This is a genomic window from Vibrio aquimaris (assembly GCF_009363415.1).
GTDB classification, from domain to species: Bacteria; Pseudomonadota; Gammaproteobacteria; order Enterobacterales; family Vibrionaceae; genus Vibrio; species Vibrio aquimaris.
Map to the genome: position 1 here is coordinate 2,229,728 of NZ_CP045350.1, position 23,274 is coordinate 2,253,001.

The following is a 23,274-nucleotide window of genomic DNA, read 5'->3' on the forward strand; positions in this document are numbered from 1 at the left end:
ACCCCTAGGACAAACCTACTTCAACTAGCATACGCTCAGCTATACGTTCCAACGGTAAATCTTCAGTCGATAAGCCTGCTTTTGCAACGGCTTGTGGCATACCATATACCACACAGCTTTCCTCATCTTGCGCCCAAATCGTCGCGCCCGCACTTTTCAGCATTCGGGCTCCTTCTCTGCCATCAGCCCCCATACCAGTTAGTACCATCGACAGTACTTGATCAGAATAAATCTTAGCGGCACTGCCAAAGGTGACATCCACACAAGGCTTGTAATTCATTTTTTCGCCGCCATCAATCACGCGCAGCTTGGCTGAACCTGGACGTCCATCGAGCATCATTTGTTTTCCGCCAGGAGCAAGATATGCTACGCCAGGCTTAAGTGAATCGCCATCTTCAGCCTCTTTAACTTTTATTTTACACAAAGAATTTAAACGACTAGCGAAGGCTGCCGTAAAAGTGGCTGGCATGTGCTGTATGAGTAAAATCGGATGAGGGTAGTTGGCAGGCAACTGGGTCAGAATTTTTTGTAGAGCCACAGGGCCCCCCGTAGAAGTTCCTATCGCCGTTAGCTGATAACGCTTCCCTGTTGATTTAAAACGCCCAGCAGATGAGGGTTTTGTTGGAGCTGCAGGTTTCTGAGCTGAGGAAGCAGGTAAAGATTTAGCAGAAGGGGCGGTAGGCTTACTTGCAGGCCTTCTCATAGAGGAACGACGAGAAGAGATTTCTATCACTCGCTGCTGTAGTAATGACACAGCATCGTCTCGGTTACGAGCAATATCTTCAAACTTCTTGGGTAGAAAGTCTAGTGCTCCTGCATCTAAAGCATCTAAAGTGGCTTTTGCTCCGTCATGAGTAAGTGATGAAAACATCAGTATTGGAATTGGACCTTTGGCCATGATTTCACGAACGGCAGTGATACCATCCATAACCGGCATCTCTATGTCCATAGTGATCACGTCCGGCTTAAGGCGCAATGCCTTATCGACCGCCTCTTTGCCATTGGTCGCCACATCAATCACCTCTAGGCGAGGCTCTGAGTTAATTATCTCACTGACTCGGCGACGAAAAAAACTCGAATCATCAACTACTAAAACTTTAATCGCCATAGTTATCCTTTATTATTCTGCGACTTAGATTCGAGAAGCAGCTGCATACTGCTTGAGCAAATCCGGAACGTCCAAAATCAGAGCAATATGCCCATCACTGGTGATCGTCGCACCGGCCATACCAGGCGTTCCTTGAAGCATACTGTCGAGAGGTTTGATAACCACTTCTTCTTGCCCTATTAAGGTATCAACGACAAATCCAACTCTCTGGCTACCAATTTGCACAATAACGACATGTCCATGGCCTTTGCGAAGCTCCATGTCTGCAGATTTAGGAGCTAGCCAGTTCTGTAGATAAAACAGAGGTATAGACTTTTCTCGAACAATGATGGTTAGCTGTCCATCGACGACATTGGTCCTGCTCAAATCAAGATGGAAAATTTCATTCACACTCGCTAACGGAAGTGCAAATGGGTTGCCTGCAACCCCTACCATCAGGGTTGGTAAGATAGCGAGGGTCAAAGGCACTTTGATAGTAATCTTTGTTCCTTTGCCCATTTCAGAGTCAATGTCGATAGAGCCATTGAGTGTATTGATGGCGGTTTTCACAACGTCCATACCTACACCACGCCCTGATATATCTGAGATTTCTTCTTTACTTGAGAAACCAGGCATGAAGATGAGGTTAAAACACTCTTTGTTCGTTAAACGTGAGGCCGCATCTTCGTCCATCATTCCACGTGAAACCGCAATTCCTCTTAGTTTCTCTGGGTCCATACCGCCACCATCATCGACAATGGCCAATTCAATATGGTCGCCTTCCTGAGAGGCTGATAGAATGACTTTACCTTGCTGAGGCTTACCAGCCTTGACACGATCGTCCGGCATCTCAATACCATGGTCTAGCGAGTTACGAACCAAGTGAATCAATGGATCCGCTAACGCTTCAACTAGGTTTTTATCGAGATCAGTTTCTTCACCACGCATCTCCAAGTTGATGTCTTTTTTCAGAGTACGGGCGATATCGCGCACAACTCGAGGGAATCGACCAAATACTTTTTTGATCGGCTGCATTCGAGTCTTCATTACCGCGCCTTGAAGATCGGCTGTTACCACATCAAGGTTTGCTACCGCTTTCGACATTTCTTCGTCGTTACTATTTAACCCCAAGCTAAGCAAGCGGTTACGAACCAATACCAACTCACCAACCATGTTCATAATGGTATCAAGTGTCGAGGTATCGACACGAACGGTGGCTTCGGCTTGAGGCTGGGCTTTCTTAGCTGGCGGTGCCGCTTCTTTTGCCGCTGGTGGTGCTGCTTTTTCCGCTGGTTTGGCAGCTGCTGCCGCTGGCGGTTCTGCTTTTGGAGCTGGAGGAGGCGTTTCTTCTTTTGGCGCTTCAGCCTTAGCAGCAGGAGCGGCATTCTCTGAAGCAGGTTTACTTGCTGCGTCTAGCTCTTCAACCGTCGGACCTTTGCCTGCGCCATGAAGATCATCGAGTAATTTATCAAAGTCGTCATCAGTCATTAAGCCATCATCACCACCTTGAGGTGCTGCGTCGGCTTTGGTTTCTGCTGGAGGGGTACCTCCTTCTTCTCCTGGCCCCTTACCTGAACCATGAAGGTCGTCTAATAATTTTTCGAATTCATCGTCGGTGATATCACCGCTATCAGCCGCTGGTGCCGCAGCGCCACCGTCTGAACCTGCACCATCAGTCGGAGAAGCACCTTCTCCGTGCAGTTCATCGAGGAGTTTATCAAACTCATCTTGGGTAATTTCATCAATAGAACCGCCATCACCACCCGAAGCTTCAGGTTCGGCGGGCGCTGCAGGTTCTTCGGCAACAGGTTCAGGGGCCGCAGGCTCTTCTGCGGGTGCACTTGCTTCAGCTTCGCCGCCACCAGCTTCGTCTTCAGACTGAGGCTTGCTTAGACGATGTAACTCATCCAAAAGAGCCTGATCTGCCTTAGGTAAAGGTTCTCGATCCTGTACTGCCTGGAATTGTTCGTTAACTGTATCTAAAGCGGTGAGCATGGTGTCCATCAGGCCCGAAGAAACATCCCGTTGGCCATTACGTAAGATATCGAACACATTCTCTGCACCATGGCAGGTATCGACCAGTTCCGTCAGTGCCAAGAATCCTGCGCCACCTTTAACTGTATGGAAGCCCCGGAAAATTGCATTGAGTAGATCTTTATCATTTGGATTATTTTCAAGTTCTACCAACTGCTCTGAGAGAAGCTCTAGAATTTCCCCTGCTTCAACCAAAAAGTCCTGTAGAATATCTTCGTCTAATTCATAACTCATAAGTTACCTCTAAAACCCAAGACTCGAGAGTAAGTCGTCAACTTCATCTTGTGATGCAACTGCGTCTTCCCTTTCATGAGCGTTGAGTATTGGCCCCTCTGGGTCTATCGATGATTTATTTTTATTATGTTCCGCTTCTTCAAGCTGCTCCGCACCAAATGCGGTCAGAATCTCAACAAGCCGGCCTTCTACTTCATTGACTAAAGTAATCACTCTACTAATAATCTGACCAGTTAAATCTTGGAAGTCCTGTGCCATAAGAATTTCTGTCAGTTGTCCTCGCAGCTCAGAACTGTCCCCTTCCACTTCACCCAGTAATTCATCAATACGATGGCAAAGCGCTTTAAATTCAGCAAGCTCAATCCTTCCGTGCATAAGCTCATTCCATTGGGGGCGAACCTTAAGTAACCCCTCGTGTAAGTTATCCGCAATCGGCATACACCTATCGACTGCATCCATCGTCTTATTAGCTGCCGTTTCCGTCTTATCAATCACATATTGAAGTCGGTCCTTTGCATCAGGAATTTCGTCATTGGCGATCGCACTAATGCGATCGTCTACGGAAAATTGCTTTAATGACTCGTGGAGATCACGGGTCAACTCACCGATCTCTTGAAAAACCGGGTTAGGAGAATTTTCCTGTATGCTCACCACAAGTTTGTCAGCTTCTTCTTGCTGATCGCTTTCTAACAACTCTACGAGGTGCTTCGCCTGTTCTAATGAAATCATTCTGAATTGGCCTTTCGCGTCCCTGCGTCAATTTATTGACTTATAAACGTTCGAAGATTTTATCTAATTTTTCTTTCAATGTTGCTGCAGTGAACGGCTTAACTATATAACCGTTGACACCTGCTTGCGCAGCTTCAACTATCTGTTCACGTTTCGCTTCTGCCGTGATCATCAATACAGGTAAATGCTTCAGCTCATCGTCGGCGCGAATATGCTTTAGAAGGTCTATGCCCTGCATACCAGGCATGTTCCAATCCGTCACAACAAATTCGAAATCACCTTTTTTGAGCATTGGTAACGCCGTTAAGCCATCGTCCGCTTCTTGTGTATTGTTAAACCCTAAGTCACGAAGTAGGTTCTTAACGATACGGCGCATTGTTGAAAAGTCGTCAACAATAAGGATCTTCATATTTTTATTCAAAATTGCCTCCACTGAGTTCTATGTCAGTGATTTCTAGTCATCGTTTGTCCAAACACTTAGCTTTGTGCGTAGACGTTGCATTGATTGGCTCAGTATCTGGCTTACGCGTGATTCGCTAACGCCAATTACCTCACCGATTTCCTTCAAGTTTAACTCTTCATCGTAATAAAGCGAAAGAACAAGAGCTTCTCTTTCAGGTAGTGATTTAATAGATTCTATCAGAGCGGTGCGAAAATACTCATCTGCTACCCCTTGAAATGGGACATTTTCTTCGTCTGCATCTTCATGAGAAATCGCATCTTCTGACACCCCTAAATCGTCCATACCAATGAGACGAGAACAATTTATATCGGCCAAGGCACTATGGTATTGTTCTAGACTCATCTCCATCCGTTTGGCTACCTCTGCATCTGTTGGGTCCCGATTAAGCTCACCTTCCAGTTGAGAAATGGCTTGGCTAATTTCCCGACTGTTTTTGTGTACCGAACGAGGAACCCAATCTCCACGACGTATATCATCAAGCATAGCACCCCGAATGCGAATGCCAGCATAGGTTTCAAAACTTGCTCCTTTGCTACCATCATAATTTTTTTGTGCTTCGAGCAGCCCTATCATTCCTGCTTGGATAAGATCCTCAACCTGAACACTCGGTGGCAAACGACCGAGCAAGTGGTGAGCAATGCGTTTAACGAGCACTGAGTATTTTTCTAAAAACGCTCGTCGGCTGTCTTGATTTGCGTATTGGTCATAGGTCAATGCCTTATTCACCAAATGGTTCCTCTAACATCTCTGTTGTATGAAGTAAGCGTTCTACAAAAAACTCCAGATGTCCACTCGGGGTATTGGGAATTGGCCAAGTTAATGCTTTATTAGCCAAAGACCCAAGCGCTAATGATGCAGGTGAACGGGGAAATGCGTCCACGACAATCTTTTGTTTTTTAACGGCTTGTCGAACTTTATCATCTAATGGAATACATGCTACGAGCTCGATACCAACATTCAAGAATCGCTCTGTGACCAAGGTCAACTTTGCGAACAATTCTCTCCCTTCACGATAGCTTCTGACCATATTAGCAACAATTTTAAATCTTTGAACTTGATGCTCATTACTTAAAAGTTTAATCAGAGCATAGGCATCTGTAATAGATGAAGGCTCATCACAGACCACCACGACCACATCTTGGGCTGCACGTGAAAAGCTCACTACCATGTCTGAAATTCCAGCAGCAGTATCAATAAGCAAGACATCCATCTCATCTTCTAGAGTACCAAAAGCTCGAATGAGCCCAGCGTGCTGTGCATGAGACAATTCCGTCATTGCCTGTGTACCCGATGTAGCTGGTATTATCTTGATTCCATATGGTCCTTCAACAATAGCATCTTTGAGCTCACACTCCCCCGCTAGAACGTGCCCTAGATTTTTCTTTGAGCGTATCCCAAGCATAACATCGACATTTGCCAACCCAAGATCGGCATCCAAAACCATAACCTTTTTGCCTTGTCGGGCCATACACATAGCCAAGCCTAAGGTTACATTGGATTTGCCAACTCCACCTTTTCCACCTGTGACAGCAATCACTTTGGTAAGAGAAGGTTGTGTTAAACGACGTAGTCCACTCGCTTGGTCTTGTATCATTTTTTTCGTCATAATCGTCCGCCGCCTAGAACCTTTCTGCTTCACTGTTCCAATAGTGAGGTTCATTATCTGTCGACTTCTCTAACAATTCGTTTGCTTTCGCCACCATGTATTTGGGCTGAGCTATCACTATGTCTTCTGGAACTCTTTGCCCATTAGCGATGTAGGCCACTGGTAGCGCATTTTGCACAACGACACTTACAAACTCACCGAGACTTAACGATTCATCTAATTTAGTAAGGATACACCCTGATAGAGGAATCCTCTGGAAATGATCGATAGTTTCTTGCAAAACTTTTCTTTGAGCTGTCGCAGGCAACACGAGATAGCTATGGATAACTTCTCCACTTTCGTGCATTAATGTATCTAACTGTTCGGATAAACGTACGTCTCTTTGCCCCATACCTGCGGTATCAACAAGAATTAAACGGCGGTTCCTCAACTGGTAAATTACATCGGCTAACTCTTTGGAATCTTTAGCAACTTTTACGGCACATCCCATGATTCTTCCGTAAATGGCTAACTGCTCATGCGCACCAATCCGATAAGTGTCTGTGGTAACTAGTGCGACATTATCTGAACCGTATTCCATCGCTGCTCTTGCCGCTAGCTTAGCCACCGTCGTAGTTTTTCCCACTCCGGTAGGCCCAAGCAAAGCAACAACCCCACCACGCTTAATGATATCTTGCTTCGAAATCGGCACTTGATCTGACACTAGGCCAAGCAAAGCTTTCCATGCTTTCGTTGGCGCAGTATCTTCTGGTATATAACAGGCTAACTGATCAGCAAGATCTGCAGACACTCCCATCCGCTCCAAACGTTTGATAAGCATGGCTCTTAATGGCTCACGACGCTCGACTTCTTGCCACATGAGGCCAGAAACCTGATGCTCTAGCAATCGACGAATCGAAGTCATCTCTTCGCGCATTTCTTCTAGTTCGTCATTATCCGCCGCTGATTCATCTTTACGATTCCGCTCATAACGACTTGGGTCCAGACGCAACTGCTGTTCCCCACTTGTATCTTGAGCAATAAGTTTGGCGAGAGGAGAATCTTCTCGAAGCTTGACACCATTAACCTGATTGTTCGCATTCGACTGCCGTTTGAGCAGTGAAGACAGTGAATCGGGATTGTCTTCTTCACTCTCCCGTCTATCTGCTGTCGCGTCACTGTATTGTTTCAGCATGTGGGCGAAGCGCTTTGTCATAGAGCCATTGCCAGCTTTGGCTTGTAAGCTGACTTTGTCTTCCTCTAGCGCGCGCTGTTTACTGACAGTAGCGTTTTTATTCGCAGTAGTCTGAGCATTACTTTGACGAGGCTGCGATGCTTTTTTGGCCGCTGAACGAGCAGCGGCTGTTTCATTATCAACCGCTGCAACAATTTCTATGCCACCAGCGACTTTTTTATTCGACATGATAACCGCATCATCGCCTAACTGATGTTTCACTTGCAGCAAAGCGGTGCGCATGTCTTTAGCAAAAAATCGTTTAATCTTCAAAGTCTATGTCCATCTTCTAGCACGTCCGCGACTTAGTTACCTACAGCTTGAACAATGCGTATTTGCTTCTCGTCTGGAATCTCCTGATAGGAGAGTACTCGCAGTGATGGAATTGTGTTCTTGACGAATTTCGCCAGCGTAGAACGCAACACCCCAGAAGTGAGAAGAACTGCTGGCTCTCCTTTCAACTCTTGCTCTTGAGTGGCTTGAGTTAACGAAGATTGCAGTCGCTCTGCTAAACCGGGTTCGATTCCAGCAGACTCTCCTCCAGACGCCTGCATTGTCTGGTGCAATATCTGTTCCAGCTCTGGAATCAAAGTAATCACTGGAAGCTCCGGCTCTATCCCATTGATTTCTTGAACAATTAATCTCTTCAATGAGATGCGAACCGCTGCTGTTAAGATGTCAGGTTCTTGACTCTTACTTGAATACTCAGCCAAAGTCTGAACTATGGTCCGTATATCTCTAATCGGCACGGCTTCATTGAGTAAGTTTTGTAATACCTTCACCACAACACCCAATTGTAGTTGGTCAGGAATAAAACTCTCTACTAATTTCGGCGTACTTCGGCCAAGCATTTCAAGTAAATTCTGCACCTCTTCATGACCTATCAGATGAGAGGCATTATTCGAGAGAAGTTGACTCAAATGTGTAGCCAGAACCGTTGAAGAATCAACGACTGTGTAGCCAAGAGCTTGAGCATGCTCACGCTGGTCATCCTTTATCCAGGTGGCTTCCAGCCCAAAAGCTGGGTCAATAGTAGGCTCACCCTCTACCATCCCGTACACTTGACCTGGGTTTATCGCCAGTTCCATGTCAGGTCGGATTTCTGCTTCTCCAACGGCAACTCCCATTAAAGTGATTCGATAACTATTTGGAGTGAGCTCAAGGTTGTCACGGATATGAACCGCAGGAATCAGAAAACCAAAGTCCTGTGAAAGCTTTTTACGAACGCCTTTAACACGCTCTAGCAGCTCTCCCCCTTGTTCCTTATCTACTAAAGGAATTAAGCGATAGCCTACTTCAAGTCCTATGATGTCAACGGGTTGGACATCATCCCAGGAAAGCTCTTTTGGAGTGGGAACTTCTTTATCTTTACTCGCCGGAAGCTTGGCCTTGTCAGCGTTTTGTTTCTGTTTTCTATAGATCCAATAAGCCGCCCCGCCTGCTAACACGGCAAGAAGCAGAAAAGCAAAATGAGGCATTCCGGGAACAAGGCCCATTACACCGAGAATACCAGCCGTTATCATCAGAGCTTTGGGGTTATCAAACATCTGAAAGACGACTTGCTGCCCCATATCCTCATCCGTATTTTGACGGGTTACCATAATGGCTGCGCCAATAGACAGCAAAAGTGATGGAATTTGAGCGACAAGACCATCACCAATAGTCAACAAGGTATAGATTTGGATTGCTTCACCAAATGGTAAATCATACTGAATCATTCCTATCGATAAACCACCGATAATATTAATAAATAAGATCAGGATACCTGCAATTGCATCACCTTTAACAAATTTTGACGCACCATCCATCGAACCGTAGAAATCCGCTTCTTTCGTCACTTCTTGACGACGGGTACGCGCTTGGTCTTGGTCAATTAGGCCTGCATTGAGGTCAGCATCTATCGCCATTTGTTTTCCGGGTAAAGCATCCAATGTAAATCGGGCACTCACCTCAGAAATACGACCAGCACCTTTAGTAACTACCATAAAGTTGATGATCATCAAGATAAGGAACACTACCAGACCGACCGCGTAGTTACCGCCGATAACCACACTACCAAATGCCTCAATCACGCTACCAGCGGCGCTCGTTCCCTCATGACCATAAAGTAAGACAACACGAGTAGAAGCAACATTTAGCGCCAGACGCAATAGAGTGGCGATAAGCAGCACAGTCGGAAATGCCGCGAAATCCAAAGGTCTGCGTGTATAGACAGTAACCAGCAGCACCACCATCGCAAGCGCTATGTTAAAGGTAAAAAATAAATCCAGTAAGAATGGTGGAATGGGCAATACAACCATTGCCAACGTCGCCAATACCATAATAGGAGCGCCGACCGCAGGCATTGCTCTTTGGGGTATGGATGGTAGCTTGTCAGCAAATGGTAAATTAAATTTCATGGCGATAGACGGAATGATTCAACCCAAATTGAAAGACTTGGATGAGAATGCAAGTATTAGTCCAGATAAAGTGTCAATTTTATGGCTTACTTTCTAATGCGGCTAAAATAGACAAATATTTAATAATTGTTGACTAACTAAGTTCAAAAGGCGTTTATCTCAGGGTGGATATTAAGAACCAGCTCACCACGACTATTAATGACATCATATTCAATACAAGCCATGCCTGATGTTGGAAACATAGGCGGGTTAATATTTGGTACAAACTCGGAAGTCAAATATCCTACAAGGGGTAAATGGGATACCATTAGAATAGATTTAGGTTTCTCTACTTCCGCAACGGCAGTAATGTAATCACTAACACGTCGTGCATCACCATACGGCGTTATATCGTCGCAAACTTTAACCTGTTTAGTATCAAAATGTGATGCGATTGCTTGCCAAGTTTGCTGCGCTCTCAAATAGGGGCTAACCAAGACCATATCTAAATGATCATAACCGTTATTTACGCACGACTTAGCGGTATTGACTGAGTCTCTTTTCCCTTTCTCAGTTAAGGCTCGTTCCGCGTCTGTATCGGCATAGTGTTCAGCTTCACCGTGACGCATGATCAATATTTTCATTCATTGTTCCTGTTAGCAAGATTGTTTGGATTGAGCCTATTTAGTAATAGTGACACACATGTCTCAAATGGCCGATAATTATATCAAGCACATAGCTCAGGACTTAGACTTTCTTAACATTCTTGATGTATAGATTAAGAAATTGTGTATGCTTATATGTGGTAGGAAAAAATTTGCTTGTGCTCGTGTCCATTTTACTGCTGTCTGTGGACATCTTTCATCTCAATATTCGTCGATGGCGACACAGTATACGTAAACATAAGACGGAGAACTTCTTGTGCATTTAAGCCCTAATGATACCAACCAATATCGCTATTCAACGTTGGATAACGGGCTTAGAGTATTGTTTATTCAAGATGTTAATGCACAGAAGTCCGCAGCAGCATTAGCTATCAATGTAGGGCATTTTGATGATCCTGATGATCGTCAAGGAATGGCTCACTATTTAGAACATATGTTATTTTTGGGTACAAAGAAATACCCCAAAATTGGAGAATTTCAAAACTATACCAATCAACATGGCGGCAGTAACAATGCATGGACAGGCGCAGAGCATACTTGCTTCTTTTTTGACGTTATGCCTTCTGCATTTCATAAGTGCCTTGATAGATTTAGTCAGTTTTTCATCTCGCCTTTATTTAACGCTGAAGCTCTCGATAAAGAGCGTGAAGCTGTTGACTCAGAGTTTAAGCTCAAACTCAATGATGATTCGAGGCGACTCTACCAAGTTCACAAAGAACTCGTTAACCCCAAACATCCCTTCGCTAAATTTTCAGTAGGTAATCATGAGACGCTAGGCGATCGAAATGGGCAATCAATCCGAGAGGAAGTCGTCGATTTTCATTACCAGAAATATTCCTCGGACCTAATGACACTCGCTGTGATTGGCCCACAATCACTGGATGAATTGGAACAATGGGTCAACGAAACGTTTTCATCGATTCCAAACCGCAACCTCGCAAATAAATCTCTTGAAACACCTTACTTGGACGATGATTCAACCGCAATTATGGTCCATATCGAACCAGTCAAAGAAATTCGCAAACTTATCTTATCCTTTCCTCTGCCAAGCCTTGATAAATATTATCGGCAAAAACCTATGTCCTACTTTGCGCATTTGCTTGGCTATGAAGGTGAAGGCAGCTTAATGCAGATGTTGAAGGACAGAGGCTGGATCACTTCTCTTTCGGCAGGAGGGGGAACCAGCGGCAGTAATTACCGTGAGTTTACCGTTAGCTGCAACCTAACTCATTCCGGTTTGGAACATGTTGACGACATTGTTCAAGCGCTTTTCTCATATTTAAACTTGATAAAGCGGGAAGGTTTTGACCAGTGGCGCTACCTAGAAAAACAAGCAGTTTTAGAATCAGCCTTCCGCTTCCAAGAGCCCACTCGGCCTGTCGATTTAGTCAGCCACTTAGTCGTTAATATGCAGCATTACTTACCTGAGGACATAGTCTACGGAGACTATGTGATGAATAATTACGACCAAGTGCTGCTCCAACATCTATTTGACTATTTGAGCATGGATAACTTGCGAGTCACATTGGTTGCCAAAGGGTACAAGTATGATAGGAAAGCTAAGTGGTATGATACGCCGTACTGCGTCAACCCATTTACTCAACAGCAAAAATCACACTTTTCAACGCAAAGCGACCTGAGTTTTACCCTGCCCGCTAAAAACCCATTCATTTGTTATGACTTAGACCCTAAACCTGTCGAAAAACACTCATCATTTCCTGAAGTGGTGCAAGATTTACCAGGCTTCAAGTTGTGGCACCTTCAAGACAGTGAATATCGCGTACCAAAAGGGGTTATTTTTGTTGCTATTGATAGCCCGCACGCCGTAGCTAATGTAAAGAACATTGTAAAAACTAGAATTTGCGTGGAAATGTTTCTCGACTCTCTAGCCAAAAAGACTTACCCAGCAGAAATTGCTGGCATGAGTTATAACATGTACTCACACCAAGGTGGCGTAACCCTCACTTTGTCTGGTTTTAGCAAGAAACAACCTGAATTGATGACCATGATTCTAGAGCGTTTTTCAAGCAGAGAATTCAATGTTGAACGCTTTGATACCATTAAGCAACAGTTGATCAGAAATTGGAAGAATGCTGCTCACGACAAACCTATTTCTCAACTATTTAATGCGATGACAGGCATGCTGCAGCCCAATAACCCTCCCTACGCTGACCTACTGCAAGCGCTAGAAGAACTTGATGTGAGTGAATTGGACGAGTTTGTCGCATCTATCCTTGAAAAACTGCATGTCGAAATGTTTGTCTATGGCGATTGGACACGTGCTGATGCCATTCAGCTAAGTGACACACTTAAAGATGCTCTGAGAGTTCAAAACCAAACCTATGAAGAGTCATTAAGGCCGCTGATAATGCTTGGAAAAAATGGCTCTTTGCGACGCTCTCTTGAATCAAATCAAGAAGATTCTGCGATAGTTGTCTATTATCAATGCGAGGATATTGAGCCGAGAAATACCGCTCTATTTTTATTGGCAAACCACCTCATGTCAGCCACCTTTTTTCATGAAATACGCACTAAGCAGCAACTGGGCTACATGGTGGGAACAGGAAACTTGCCGCTTAATCGCCATCCCGGTCTGGTTCTTTACGTTCAATCGCCCAAAGCTGCACCTGCTGAGCTGATTAGCTCAATCGACGAGTTCCTCAATGCCTTTTATATGGTTTTGCTCGAGCTAAATGATTATCAGTGGCATAGCAGTAAACGAGGCCTTTGGAGTCAAATTGCAGCGCCAGACACCACACTTAAAAGTCGAGCGCAAAGGCTTTGGGTTGCTATTGGCAACAAAGACTACAGTTTTAATCACAAAGATCGTGTACTCGACGAGCTTAAAAAGCTCACCCGAGCGGATATGATTCGCTTTGTGGTTAACGAGCTAAAGCCAAGAACGGCGAACCGCCTGATTATGCATGCCAAAGGAAACTCGCACCATGCTTCTGACGCACTCGATGTTGGAGTTGAAATCGGTTCAGTAGAAGAATTTCAACTCCGACCAAAAGACACAGATTTAGGCTAGATGTTCTGACTCAATAATCGCTTTCAAGCTGTGCGGATGAAATTTAATGCAAACGCCTTGATGTTTAAAGGCTATCGTTGGGTTACTCAGGCGCTCTCCTTCTCCCTTGGGACTGGATAGCTTAACATCCACTCCTTGCTCACCAAGCTTATCCCATTGATGTGCTAAACTCGGGTACTGACGTTTTACGTCATCTAGATATTCTTCGGCTGTTTTGGCCAAAGATGGAATAACAAATTCAACGTGCTCCCAACTTTGAGTTGGATACCTTTTCCCCTGCACAGGATAAGGGAGTTCAAGGCAATCAATAGACCAATTTGAAACCCTAAGCGGCTTGGTAAACTCAATTACGATAATTGGCCGACCATTTATCATCGCATTAGAACACTCACGCCCTTCCTTTAACCATTCCTTATGCGCCAATTTTGCCAGCTCTTGATCGTTTATACGCAGCGCAAGATGATCAGCTTTTAATGCCTGTAAATCGACCTTTATTCGCTCCCCAAGAGACTGAATGTTTTGCATAAACACATCAAGTTTCGCTTTCATTTGCCAAGGCATAAGCTCAGCATCGAGCAATCTTCGCGACATTTTTATCCATCCAATATATTGATTTCTACACAATACTACCAAGTGAGTAACCAAAAGTAGAAAATTTCCTAGAACACTCTCTATGTGAGAGCCAATAAAATTGGTATTATATGACACAATTTATCAACTTAATTAAGATATGCATTCTTCCCACCTTTTTAGATGCTGAAAAGCAAACCATGGTGACGAATTGAAGCTCTCAATGTATATCTAAGCAATTCTCTAGAATTGAAGGAAACATACGTGAATATCCAAGCACTTATTAACGAAAAAGTCTCTCAGGCTTTAGAAGCCGCTGGTGCACCTGCAGGCAGCCCCGCTGCGGTTCGCCAATCAGCCAAACCCCAGTTTGGTGATTACCAAGCAAACGGTGTAATGGGCGTGGCTAAAAAGCTAGGCACTAACCCAAGAGAGTTCGCCCAGAAAGTGTTTGATGTCTTGGATCTTGACGGCATCGCAAGCAAGACTGAAATAGCAGGTCCGGGCTTTATTAATATCTTTCTTAGTGAAGAGTTTTTGGCTCAAAAGGCGCAACAAGCACTTTCAGACTCTCGCCTTGGGGTGACCACTGAGGAAGCAAAAACAATTGTCGCAGATTATTCTGCGCCCAATGTGGCAAAAGAGATGCACGTTGGACACTTGCGATCAACCATTATTGGTGATGCTGTAGTTCGCACACTCGAGTTCCTTGGCCACAAGGTTATTCGTGCCAATCATATTGGAGATTGGGGCACCCAGTTTGGTATGTTGATCGCAAACCTTGAGCGAGTTCAAAAAGAGTCCGGTGAAGTCTCGATGGAGTTGTCCGATCTTGAAGCTTTCTACCGTGAGTCAAAAAAACTCTACGATGAAGATGAAGAATTTGCAGAAAAAGCTCGCAGCTATGTGGTCAAACTGCAAAGTGGTGACGAGTATTGTGCTGAAATGTGGAAGAAGCTGGTAGACATTACCATGATTCAAAACCAGCGAAATTATGATCGTCTCAATGTGTCCTTAACTCGCAATGATGTGATGGGCGAAAGCATGTACAACAGCATGTTGGCCAATATCGTTGCTGACTTAAAAGATAAAGGACTGGCTCAAGAAGACGATGGAGCTCAAGTTGTATTTCTAGACGAATACAAAAATAAAGATGGTGAGCCAATGGGCGTTATCATCCAAAAGCGCGATGGCGGCTTCCTATACACTACAACAGACATTGCCTGTGCTAAATATCGGTACGAGACACTAGGTGCAGACCGCGTGTTGTACTTTATTGACTCTCGTCAGCACCAGCACCTAATGCAAGCTTGGACCATAGTGCGCAAAGCTGGCTATATTCCTGAAAGTGTCTCTCTAGAACACCATGCATTTGGTATGATGCTAGGCAAAGATGGCCGCCCATTTAAAACTCGTGCAGGCGGTACGGTTCGTTTAGCTGACCTATTGGATGAAGCAGAAGAGCGTGCTATCAAACTAATCGAGTCTAAAAACCCTGAACTTGATACCATAGAGAAACAAAAAATCGCCAATACTGTCGCGATGGCAGCTGTGAAATATGCCGACCTTTCAAAACACCGTACAACTGACTATGTGTTTGACTGGGACAATATGCTGGCCTTTGAAGGCAATACTGCGCCTTATATGCAATATGCCTACACTCGCGTTGCTTCTATCTTTGCTAAAGCAGGTATCTCAATGGACTCTCTATCGGGAGACATTAAGATAACAGATGAAAAAGAAAAGGGATTAATTGCTAAGTTGCTTCAATTTGAAGAAGCCGTTCACTCTGTAGCACGTGAAGGCCAGCCTCACATTTTATGTAGCTACCTATTTGAACTAGCGGGACAGTTTTCTAGCTTCTATGAAGCATGCCCAATTCTTAATGTAGAAGAAGACTCCATTAAACAAAGTCGTCTTAAGCTAGCTGCATTGACGGCTAAGACGATCAAGCAAGGTCTATCTCTACTGGGAATTGAAACGTTAGATCGCATGTAAACATAAAACGATCGCGCATTTACAAAGGTTGATGTCATGCATCAACCTTTGTTTTATCGCACGTATACAAATAGCAAGGATTTCACTATGAGCTTTGAGCTGCATCCACAACTTGTCCAAGATACCGATGTTATTGGCCACTTTCCTTTATCCATAGCTCTGCTGCATAAAGATCAAGCGGTTCCATGGGTCATTCTTGTACCAAAGAGAGAAAATGCCAGAGAACTACACCACTTACCCATCCAAGATCAGCAGCAATTTCTGCTTGAATCTCAAACGGTAAGTCAGGCATTAGAGGCTACTTTTCAACCTGACAAACTCAATCTGGGCGCGCTCGGCAATATGGTCCCTCAGCTGCACATTCATCACATCGCACGCTATAAAACAGATGTTGCATGGCCTGGTCCAATATGGGGCAACACCGAAGGAAAGATGCGCTGTGAGAGTGAACAAAAAGCAATGCTGGCTAAAATTCAGAATGTTTTATCACTGAGTAAGTTATTCAAAAAAGATTAAAAAAGCCGCTGTTTACCAGCGGCTTTTTTTACATTGTTACCGTAAGCGACAAACCATCTGTACCAGTTACGGAATACCTAACTCGGGTTATTTTTTTAGCGCTATTGGTATCGACTAATCGAGAAATGACGCCTTTTCTGATCCAAACTTGCAGCATGGCGTCAACACCGTCTTCACTCATGGCAAACTTTTTGGCGAGAGCTTTCTGACTTACACAACCTTGTTCTGCAATATATGACTTGAGTGCTTGTAAAATCATACTACCTGCGCCTCCAATACTTGCTGCTTTTTGCCAGCAAATATTAAGGCTCGATAAGTTAAAGCACACACCAACAATATGCTGCTAATCCATATTGAACTGGATAAAGGAGCTTGTGAAAAATGCGTTGTTTGGTAATAAAGCGCTGCACCACCATAGGCTAGCCCCATAGTCCACAGGGCGATAAAGCGAGCAAATTTATGTCCAAACTCACGAACATAAGCCCCCATAGCGGCCACACACGGCGTGTAAAGCAGAATAAAGATCAGGTAGGCAAAAGCCGCATGACTCGATACAAAACGCTGGTTAAGGTTACCAAAAATAGACGCATCGACCTCTTGCTCTTCAGCAACGACAGAGCTGTCAGTTAAATCCCCAACTTCAATACCAAGGGGATCGGAGTAGCTCAAATCAGATAAATTTTCAGGTATCGACATCACAGCTTCTTTGAGGCTAGCAATCAAATCAAACTCTTCCTCACCCTCTTCGGATGGAGCATATAGGTTATTTAACGTACCAACCACCGCTTCTTTAGCAAAGATCCCCGTTATAATACCTACTGTTGCTGGCCAATTATCTTTCTCAATGCCAATAGGAGCAAAAATAGGGGTCACTGCTTGAGATACTTTTGACAACACCGACTTCTCACTGTCTTGGTTACCAAAGGAACCATCCATACCTACAGAATTGAGAAAACTTAAAATGGTAACGACGACTACAATCGTTTTTCCAGCCCCCAAAACGAACCGCTTAAGCTTTTGCCATGTTTTGAGCAACACATTTTGTACAGTAGGGAGTTCATAATCTGGCATCTCCATTATCAAGCTATCGCTTGAACCAGGATACAGTGTACGTTTGAGAATAAAGCCGGTAAACACAGCTGCCGCAATACCAAGAAGATAAAGAGCAAACACGACATTTTGACCACTTTGTGGAAAAAAGGCAGCAGCAAATAGTGCGTAGACAGGAAGGCGCGCACCACACGACATAAAGGGCGCCATCGAAGCCGCGAGCTTTCTTTCACGCTCTTGGTCTAAGGTCCTCGTTGCCATAATAGCAGGTACATTACAACCAAAGCCCAACACAAGAGGTACGAATGCTTTGCCAGGAAGCCCAACCTTTTGCATCACTTTATCCAAAACAAAAGCAGCTCGAGACATGTAGCCCGAACTCTCGAGTAACGCGAGGAACAAATAGAGACAGGCAATAACAGGAATAAAGGTTGCCACTGTTTGAATACCGCCACCAACACCATCTGCAATCAAAGTGACTAGCCATACGGGTAAATGGTCATCCAACAAATAGTGACCTCCATCAACCAGTAGTGCTCCAACGCCAATATCAAAGAAGTCGATAAAAGCACTGCCTATATTGATGGAAAACATAAACATCAAATACATGATGACAAAAAAGAATGGAACACCAACCCACTTGTTAAGAATGATACTATCCACTTTTTCAGTAAAGCTATGGCTAAGCTTACCTTCCGCCCTACGTACTCGCTTACATTGCTGATGCAAAAAGGTATACTTGGTATCAGCAACCAATAAATCTATATCAATTTCTAAAGCTTTCTGAGCCTGAATAACTCGATTTCTATCTTCTGCAGCTAAAGCATTGAGTACTAATAGATCATTTTCCAGTCCGCGAATTGATAAAGCCCTAGGGGATGCTTGCTCATGATCTTGGAATATCGATTGAAGACTATCGATAGCGCTTTCAAATTCCTCAGGATAGGTAATATCCAATTCATCTAAAGCGACTCCCAAAACCAAGGTTTTGTGTAAACATTCTTTAAATCGTTGAACTTGACTACGATTATTTGCTGATAAAGCAAAAACAGGGCAGCCGAGCATTTTTTCTAATGCTTTGACATCTATGGTTTGGCGTTCACGCTTTAGGGCATCCATCTTGTTTAGGACAACCAGCATAGGTCGTCCTAACTCTCTAAGTTGAAGCGTCATGTACAAACTGCGCTCTAAACAAGTTGCATCTACAACATTAATGATTAAATCCGTTGGATGCGTCAGGACAGCTCTGGAAGCAATCGACTCGTCGATACTATTTCCATCATTACCGCTATCGAGGGCATAAATACCGGGTAGATCGGTTAGAAGAAAGTCATCCCCCGAATGAGTATATCGACCCGTTTTCTTTTCGACTGTTACTCCTGCCCAATTACCCACTTGTTGTTTTGAACCAGTCAAGCCATTAAATAATGTTGTCTTACCGCTATTTGGGTTTCCAACAGTGAGGATTTGATACTCCATTATTGAATCTCCACCACTATTGAGTCTGCAATCTTTGTTCTTACCGCAAGGGACACTCCCCTGATCTCAACTTGAAGTGGATCTCCCATAGGTGCTTTACGAATAAGGGTTACAGGTGTGTTAGGCAGTAGCCCCATAACCATGAGCTTTTTTCTAACATCATTTGATAGCTGTGAAAAACCAGTAATCTTTGCTTTCTGCCCTTGGCTTAAGTGTGACAATTTCATAAAAGAGGCCAATTAAAGATAAAAATGAGAAATATTAGCATTAAGACTTTCGATCTTAACTTGTGTAAATTTTGTAAATCTTGTCCGAAATCAAACATTGCAGATTTGCAACGTTGTTTACGTTAATCCAAAGCCGTTAATTACGTTAAAACATATAAAACCGAATGTTCTATTCTTGTTGTTTCCATTCGAATAACAAATCAAATTTTAAAAAAAAACATTAAATATCAACAAAGTAGATAATATGTCGTTTTTTTATTATTAGCTTGGCGTTAATTTTATAAGTAAAACAATGACCTAGCTTTATAGTTAACCGAGTCAACAGGGAACGCCCCTGGTGGCAATTCCAGAGGTGGTGCAACCCGCACCACTCCGGCAGCAAGCGAAGGTGTCATTGACGCCCGTGGTATAGTCCCCCGGCTATACCACGTAATTTTTTACGCATCATGCCAGAATCCCAAGCCTTAGCAACTCTAAAATACCTCTCAATTAAAACTCAGATGACGCAAAAAAAGCCACTTGAACTTTACAAGAAAGTAAGTCAATGAATTCACAATAGTTTAGATTGATGCGGCTTTTCGAGTGTTATGATGGGTAACAATTTAAATAATCTTTGTTGAATAAAACACTAGTCTCGTGCTGCCACAAATTGCGTTGGAGATACGCCAAATCTGTGTCTAAAACGCCGACTAAAATACGATGGGTCGTTGAATCCACATTCAAACGCGACATCGGATACTTTTTGTCCATTTAACAAACGGCGGCATGCGTAATCAAGACGAATTTCAGTCAGGTAATCAGTAAATGTTCTTTCGGTAGCTGACTTGAACCTACGCTGCAAACTCCGCTCTGAAGTGTACATCTGCTTAGCAGCTGCCGCTGTTCCAAATTCAGAGTCAGAGTAGTTGGTAATCACCAAATCCTGCAGTTTTTTTAGCCACTGATCACTTGGATTAAGATCCGTAAAACTTGGGTCAATACGTTGAGTTATCGAGTCTTCATCAGACTGACTGCTCTTAGGCCAAGTAAACTCTGTCAGTTGTAATCCATTAGAGATATATCTTCTGAAAGTTCCACCGCTTTCTTTTACTAAGGCTTCTATTTCACTCCATGTCTGACAAGAATGGAGCAAAACGTCATCCATTCCCTGAACATTTTCTGACATAGAAAATGTGACCGTCTCTTTTTCATGACGGTACGTCATGTAAACTCTTTGCCCTTTAGCGCAGCGACGAATTAAATTATCGACAAGCAAGTTAAATACACGATCCAGATTTGCAATATAAAGGGTGACGTACGTGTCTTCACTGTGTTCTAAGTCAGTCTCAATCGACAAGCCGACATTAATGATCTCTTCTTGCCAACCATCAAGTACAGACTTAACGATAAGAGCTAGACTGTAAGCTGGTAATGTACCACTGCTCATCGCTCTGTAATTAAGAAGTAAGTCCAACTCATGGTTAATGTAACGATAAAGCTGCTGCTTACTTTTCTTGTTATCTGCCGTAATCTTTGCTGAAAAGTCCTTCAGTCTTACTTTCAGATCCTCTATCAGTTGCTGATACAGAATACGACGGACTTGCAGCTGCTTTCTTAGATGCTCATTGTTGGTTAGGAGGATTCTGCTTTGATGACGCAACTGGTTTGTTTTCAGTGCAATTTGTGATTTGAGTATTCTGTTGGTTTTGACCGCTAAACGAGAACGCCAATTTATCAAGCTAATCACAAAAGCAATAAATATCAGAAGGTAACATAGAGCAGCATATCCTCCCATATACCAAGGAACATCGACAGAAAAAATAAACTTCTCTGTGTCGGTTACCACTTCTCCATTCACCTCACCTCTCACTTCCAATACATAATGACCAGGTAAGGAATGAGCGAGTGTGATAGAAAACCCTGAGATTGATATCCAGTTATCATTTTTGCTCAAACGGTATTCAAGTTTTAGATCGCTCACACTGGGAAGAGCACCAAATTGAAAAGAAAGTGAATCACCAAATTCTGCGTGTGGAAACTCTAAAACACTACCCAGAGAATACCGAGATTGATTAATTCTCACTTCGCTTAGAATAATACGAGTTTTTGGAAGAGAGCTAACATTGAGTTTTTCAATATCAACTGTGATTAGATCATTCTTGGAACCAAGAAGAATACTTTCATGGCTAAATAAAGCACCAGAAGCACAGAGCCCCGTCTGAAGTTCATTATCAATCAAGCCAAAAGGTTCACCATAGTGTTGGCGGAGTTGCCCACTTGAATCATACCGTGTTAAACCACCGGTGGAGCTTAACCAAACTGCACCTCTTGTGCTGGTGAGACATTTCAACACAAGATTAGGGTTCGCCAAGCTTAATGCGTTAATCTGCAATTTATTTACATCAAGAATAAAAGCACCATAGCGGCCTGCAACAGCAAAATATCCGGGCTCAATCCCATCAATACTGACTATGGCCCCATGCTTATTTGATTCATTGATATAGTGAACTTGACCATTATTAACCACGTAGACGCCATGATCGGTACCCAGTACCAATTTACCTTCTTTGTCGATATCCATATCGTTTAACTGAGCATCTAATTCCCCGTTTGTCATCCACTCTGAAGCAAACTGCAGTAGCTCGCCATTTACCGTGTCGTATCGCCAAATACGCTTCTCATCAGCCCCCCATATACCTTCATTGCGATCAATGACCAACAGATCGGCAGAAATAGTTTGCATAAAACTTGGTAGTTTATCTAGAAGTAAAGAACCAGAGGAAATATCAAGAGATAATACCCCTTCATCAGTGGCCAGCCAAAGCGTTTCATTAAGTTCAACCGCATCGTTAACCTGTCCTTCAAACACAAGTTGACTTGAGTTTGGGTTATCGACGAAAAATTTACGCAAACCAAGCCTCGTCACAAGCCAAAATCTATTTTCCTGATTGGCCTTTTTAAAACGGATAAACTTTTCTTTGGTCAAACCATCATTTAACAAAGAGCTGGGTAATCGACTGAAAAAACGAGAAAATTCTGAGAAAAAATAGATACCCGAATCACTAGCAACCCAGATTTCGCCTCGTTTGGAATGAATAACAGAGTATATTTCTTGTCCCACAAAATACTCTATTTGCCTTAAGCTATCTTTGGAGGTGCCTGCAAAAGAGAGAAACTCTAAACCATTAATCGTTCCTATCCAAAAACCTTTTGGTGCTCCCGCCAGACTTAAGACTTGTCGACTTGAGACTTGATAGCTCGGTAAATCAGGATGTTGTAAATCTATGATATAAGCACCTATATCGGTACCAACAACGAGTTTTTGACCAACTAACGAGTAGTGAAGGTCTGTAATATTTTTTGTATCTAAGTTTACAAAACGTTTAAAGCTAACTGATTGCGAGTCCGATGCATAAAGGCCATGATTTGTCGCTAGCACCCATCCAACATTGGTTAACTCCGCATCACTCACGCTTAAATCAGAAAATTGACTGTATTGCTCCAATTTATCAAGTGAGTAGGAGGAGAAAGCCTTACTGTCGACTTGGTAGGTATAAAACCCTGATTGATCGGCAACCCATACATAGCGCCCTGATGTACCAATGTTTCTAATTTCAGAACCAGATGACAGGCTAAATACTAACTGTTCAGGTTTCCCTGGGAGAACACGATAAACTTCATGTCCTGAAGAAAGCCAAAATGTATGATCCAAAAAAGCTAACTGACTAGGCTGTATTGGAATGTTAAATTCTGAGTTAGGTAAAACGTTTTGCCCATCAAAAAAGAACAATTTGTTATTCTGGTCTTGGAACCAAAGACCATCCGTTTCGCCAGGAAAAAGCGTCTTAGCAACAAACACTTGGCCTTTTGATTGTGTGGGAATTGGGTAAGGAAGTGGAGAAAACCACTCTTCTGCCATGGCTAGGCGAACTAAAAGTGAGAGTACTAAAAAGCAAATTGCCCTTTTCACTGCACATTCCTTTGCGCTGTTACCACATCCAAAAGAGTAAAAATC

The 23,274-nt window shown here is 43.4% G+C and carries 18 protein-coding genes; 4 read left to right on the plus strand and 14 right to left on the minus strand.

Going from position 1 to position 23,274, the window contains the following annotated elements; genetic code table 11:
* Positions 1 to 4: 4 nt before the first annotated feature.
* From FIV01_RS10300 to flhA, 8 genes are read right to left on the minus strand one after another with little or no spacing between them, the layout of a single operon-like run.
* Entirely contained in the window at positions 5 to 1,108 is a 1,104-nt protein-coding gene (locus FIV01_RS10300) for a protein-glutamate methylesterase/protein-glutamine glutaminase (RefSeq protein ID WP_152430923.1), read from the minus strand.
* 24 nt (positions 1,109 to 1,132) lie between these two features.
* On the minus strand, positions 1,133 to 3,355 hold the full coding sequence (locus FIV01_RS10305; RefSeq protein ID WP_152430924.1) for a chemotaxis protein CheA: 2,223 nt from the start codon (positions 3,353 to 3,355) through the stop codon (positions 1,133 to 1,135).
* Positions 3,356 to 3,364: 9 nt separating this feature from the next.
* A complete protein-coding gene (locus FIV01_RS10310; RefSeq protein WP_152430925.1) occupies positions 3,365 to 4,084 on the minus strand; it encodes a protein phosphatase CheZ in 720 nt (239 codons plus the stop codon).
* Positions 4,085 to 4,124: 40 nt separating this feature from the next.
* A complete protein-coding gene (cheY, locus tag FIV01_RS10315; RefSeq protein WP_114786770.1) occupies positions 4,125 to 4,493 on the minus strand; it encodes a chemotaxis response regulator CheY in 369 nt (122 codons plus the stop codon).
* Between the two features lie 45 nt (positions 4,494 to 4,538).
* Positions 4,539 to 5,273, minus strand: a complete 735-nt coding sequence (locus FIV01_RS10320) for an RNA polymerase sigma factor FliA (RefSeq protein WP_152430926.1) — start codon at positions 5,271 to 5,273, stop codon at positions 4,539 to 4,541.
* Positions 5,266 to 6,153 (minus strand): MinD/ParA family protein, encoded by an 888-nt coding sequence (locus FIV01_RS10325; protein WP_114786738.1) that lies wholly within the window; start codon positions 6,151 to 6,153, stop codon positions 5,266 to 5,268. Before FIV01_RS10325 ends, FIV01_RS10320 begins: the two co-directional genes overlap by 8 nt.
* 13 nt (positions 6,154 to 6,166) lie before the next feature.
* Positions 6,167 to 7,639, minus strand: a complete 1,473-nt coding sequence (flhF, locus tag FIV01_RS10330; RefSeq protein WP_152430927.1) for a flagellar biosynthesis GTPase FlhF — start codon at positions 7,637 to 7,639, stop codon at positions 6,167 to 6,169.
* Between the two features lie 32 nt (positions 7,640 to 7,671).
* On the minus strand, positions 7,672 to 9,711 hold the full coding sequence (gene flhA, locus FIV01_RS10335; RefSeq protein WP_246210457.1) for a flagellar biosynthesis protein FlhA: 2,040 nt from the start codon (positions 9,709 to 9,711) through the stop codon (positions 7,672 to 7,674).
* On the opposite strand from flhA, the gene FIV01_RS20750 reads away from it, so the two are divergent.
* Positions 9,650 to 9,862, plus strand: coding sequence for a hypothetical protein (locus tag FIV01_RS20750; protein ID WP_246210460.1), 213 nt, complete (start codon positions 9,650 to 9,652; stop codon positions 9,860 to 9,862). The genes flhA and FIV01_RS20750 overlap by 62 nt on opposite strands.
* A 46-nt stretch (positions 9,863 to 9,908) precedes the next feature.
* On the opposite strand, the gene sixA is transcribed toward FIV01_RS20750, so the two are convergent.
* Complete coding sequence (sixA, locus tag FIV01_RS10340; RefSeq protein WP_152430929.1) at positions 9,909 to 10,388, minus strand: phosphohistidine phosphatase SixA; 480 nt, start codon at positions 10,386 to 10,388, stop codon at positions 9,909 to 9,911.
* A gap of 277 nt (positions 10,389 to 10,665) precedes the next feature.
* Between sixA and FIV01_RS10345 the strand changes: the two genes are divergently transcribed.
* On the plus strand, positions 10,666 to 13,440 hold the full coding sequence (locus FIV01_RS10345) for an insulinase family protein (RefSeq protein ID WP_152430930.1): 2,775 nt from the start codon (positions 10,666 to 10,668) through the stop codon (positions 13,438 to 13,440).
* Here the strand turns inward: FIV01_RS10345 and FIV01_RS10350 are convergent.
* Positions 13,432 to 14,031 (minus strand): VOC family protein, encoded by a 600-nt coding sequence (locus tag FIV01_RS10350; protein WP_152430931.1) that lies wholly within the window; start codon positions 14,029 to 14,031, stop codon positions 13,432 to 13,434. The two genes, FIV01_RS10345 and FIV01_RS10350, sit on opposite strands and share 9 nt — an antisense overlap.
* Positions 14,032 to 14,274: 243 nt before the next feature.
* Between FIV01_RS10350 and argS the strand changes: the two genes are divergently transcribed.
* Positions 14,275 to 16,008: an arginine--tRNA ligase gene (gene argS, locus FIV01_RS10355; RefSeq protein WP_152430932.1), complete on the plus strand. Its 1,734-nt coding sequence runs from the start codon at positions 14,275 to 14,277 to the stop codon at positions 16,006 to 16,008.
* 87 nt (positions 16,009 to 16,095) lie between these two features.
* Positions 16,096 to 16,524, plus strand: coding sequence for an HIT family protein (locus FIV01_RS10360; RefSeq protein WP_152430933.1), 429 nt, complete (start codon positions 16,096 to 16,098; stop codon positions 16,522 to 16,524).
* A gap of 28 nt (positions 16,525 to 16,552) precedes the next feature.
* On the opposite strand, the gene FIV01_RS10365 is transcribed toward FIV01_RS10360, so the two are convergent.
* From FIV01_RS10365 to FIV01_RS10380, 4 genes are all read right to left on the minus strand, one after another.
* Positions 16,553 to 16,783, minus strand: a complete 231-nt coding sequence (locus FIV01_RS10365) for a FeoC-like transcriptional regulator (protein WP_152430934.1) — start codon at positions 16,781 to 16,783, stop codon at positions 16,553 to 16,555.
* Positions 16,780 to 19,053, minus strand: a complete 2,274-nt coding sequence (gene feoB / locus FIV01_RS10370) for a Fe(2+) transporter permease subunit FeoB (protein WP_152430935.1) — start codon at positions 19,051 to 19,053, stop codon at positions 16,780 to 16,782. Before feoB ends, FIV01_RS10365 begins: the two co-directional genes overlap by 4 nt.
* A complete protein-coding gene (locus FIV01_RS10375) occupies positions 19,053 to 19,280 on the minus strand; it encodes a FeoA family protein (RefSeq protein WP_152430936.1) in 228 nt (75 codons plus the stop codon). Before FIV01_RS10375 ends, feoB begins: the two co-directional genes overlap by 1 nt.
* A gap of 628 nt (positions 19,281 to 19,908) precedes the next feature.
* On the minus strand, positions 19,909 to 23,229 hold the full coding sequence (locus FIV01_RS10380; RefSeq protein ID WP_152430937.1) for an AraC family transcriptional regulator: 3,321 nt from the start codon (positions 23,227 to 23,229) through the stop codon (positions 19,909 to 19,911).
* Positions 23,230 to 23,274 lie beyond the last annotated feature (45 nt).

Excerpts from the sequence above, each read along its gene's own strand:
- cheY (WP_114786770.1), bottom strand. The coding sequence starts at position 4,493 with ATGAAGATCCTTATTGTTGACGACTTTTCAACAATGCGCCGTATCGTT.
- FIV01_RS10305 (WP_152430924.1), bottom strand. The coding sequence starts at position 3,355 with ATGAGTTATGAATTAGACGAAGATATTCTACAGGACTTTTTGGTTGAA.
- FIV01_RS10300 (WP_152430923.1), bottom strand. The coding sequence starts at position 1,108 with ATGGCGATTAAAGTTTTAGTAGTTGATGATTCGAGTTTTTTTCGTCGC.
- flhA (WP_246210457.1), bottom strand. The coding sequence starts at position 9,711 with ATGCCTGCGGTCGGCGCTCCTATTATGGTATTGGCGACGTTGGCAATG.
- FIV01_RS20750 (WP_246210460.1), top strand. The coding sequence starts at position 9,650 with ATGGGCAATACAACCATTGCCAACGTCGCCAATACCATAATAGGAGCG.
- FIV01_RS10360 (WP_152430933.1), top strand. The coding sequence starts at position 16,096 with ATGAGCTTTGAGCTGCATCCACAACTTGTCCAAGATACCGATGTTATT.
- FIV01_RS10365 (WP_152430934.1), bottom strand. The coding sequence starts at position 16,783 with ATGATTTTACAAGCACTCAAGTCATATATTGCAGAACAAGGTTGTGTA.
- FIV01_RS10310 (WP_152430925.1), bottom strand. The coding sequence starts at position 4,084 with ATGATTTCATTAGAACAGGCGAAGCACCTCGTAGAGTTGTTAGAAAGC.
- FIV01_RS10325 (WP_114786738.1), bottom strand. The coding sequence starts at position 6,153 with ATGACGAAAAAAATGATACAAGACCAAGCGAGTGGACTACGTCGTTTA.
- FIV01_RS10350 (WP_152430931.1), bottom strand. The coding sequence starts at position 14,031 with ATGTCGCGAAGATTGCTCGATGCTGAGCTTATGCCTTGGCAAATGAAA.
- feoB (WP_152430935.1), bottom strand. The coding sequence starts at position 19,053 with ATGGAGTATCAAATCCTCACTGTTGGAAACCCAAATAGCGGTAAGACA.
- sixA (WP_152430929.1), bottom strand. The coding sequence starts at position 10,388 with ATGAAAATATTGATCATGCGTCACGGTGAAGCTGAACACTATGCCGAT.
- FIV01_RS10375 (WP_152430936.1), bottom strand. The coding sequence starts at position 19,280 with ATGAAATTGTCACACTTAAGCCAAGGGCAGAAAGCAAAGATTACTGGT.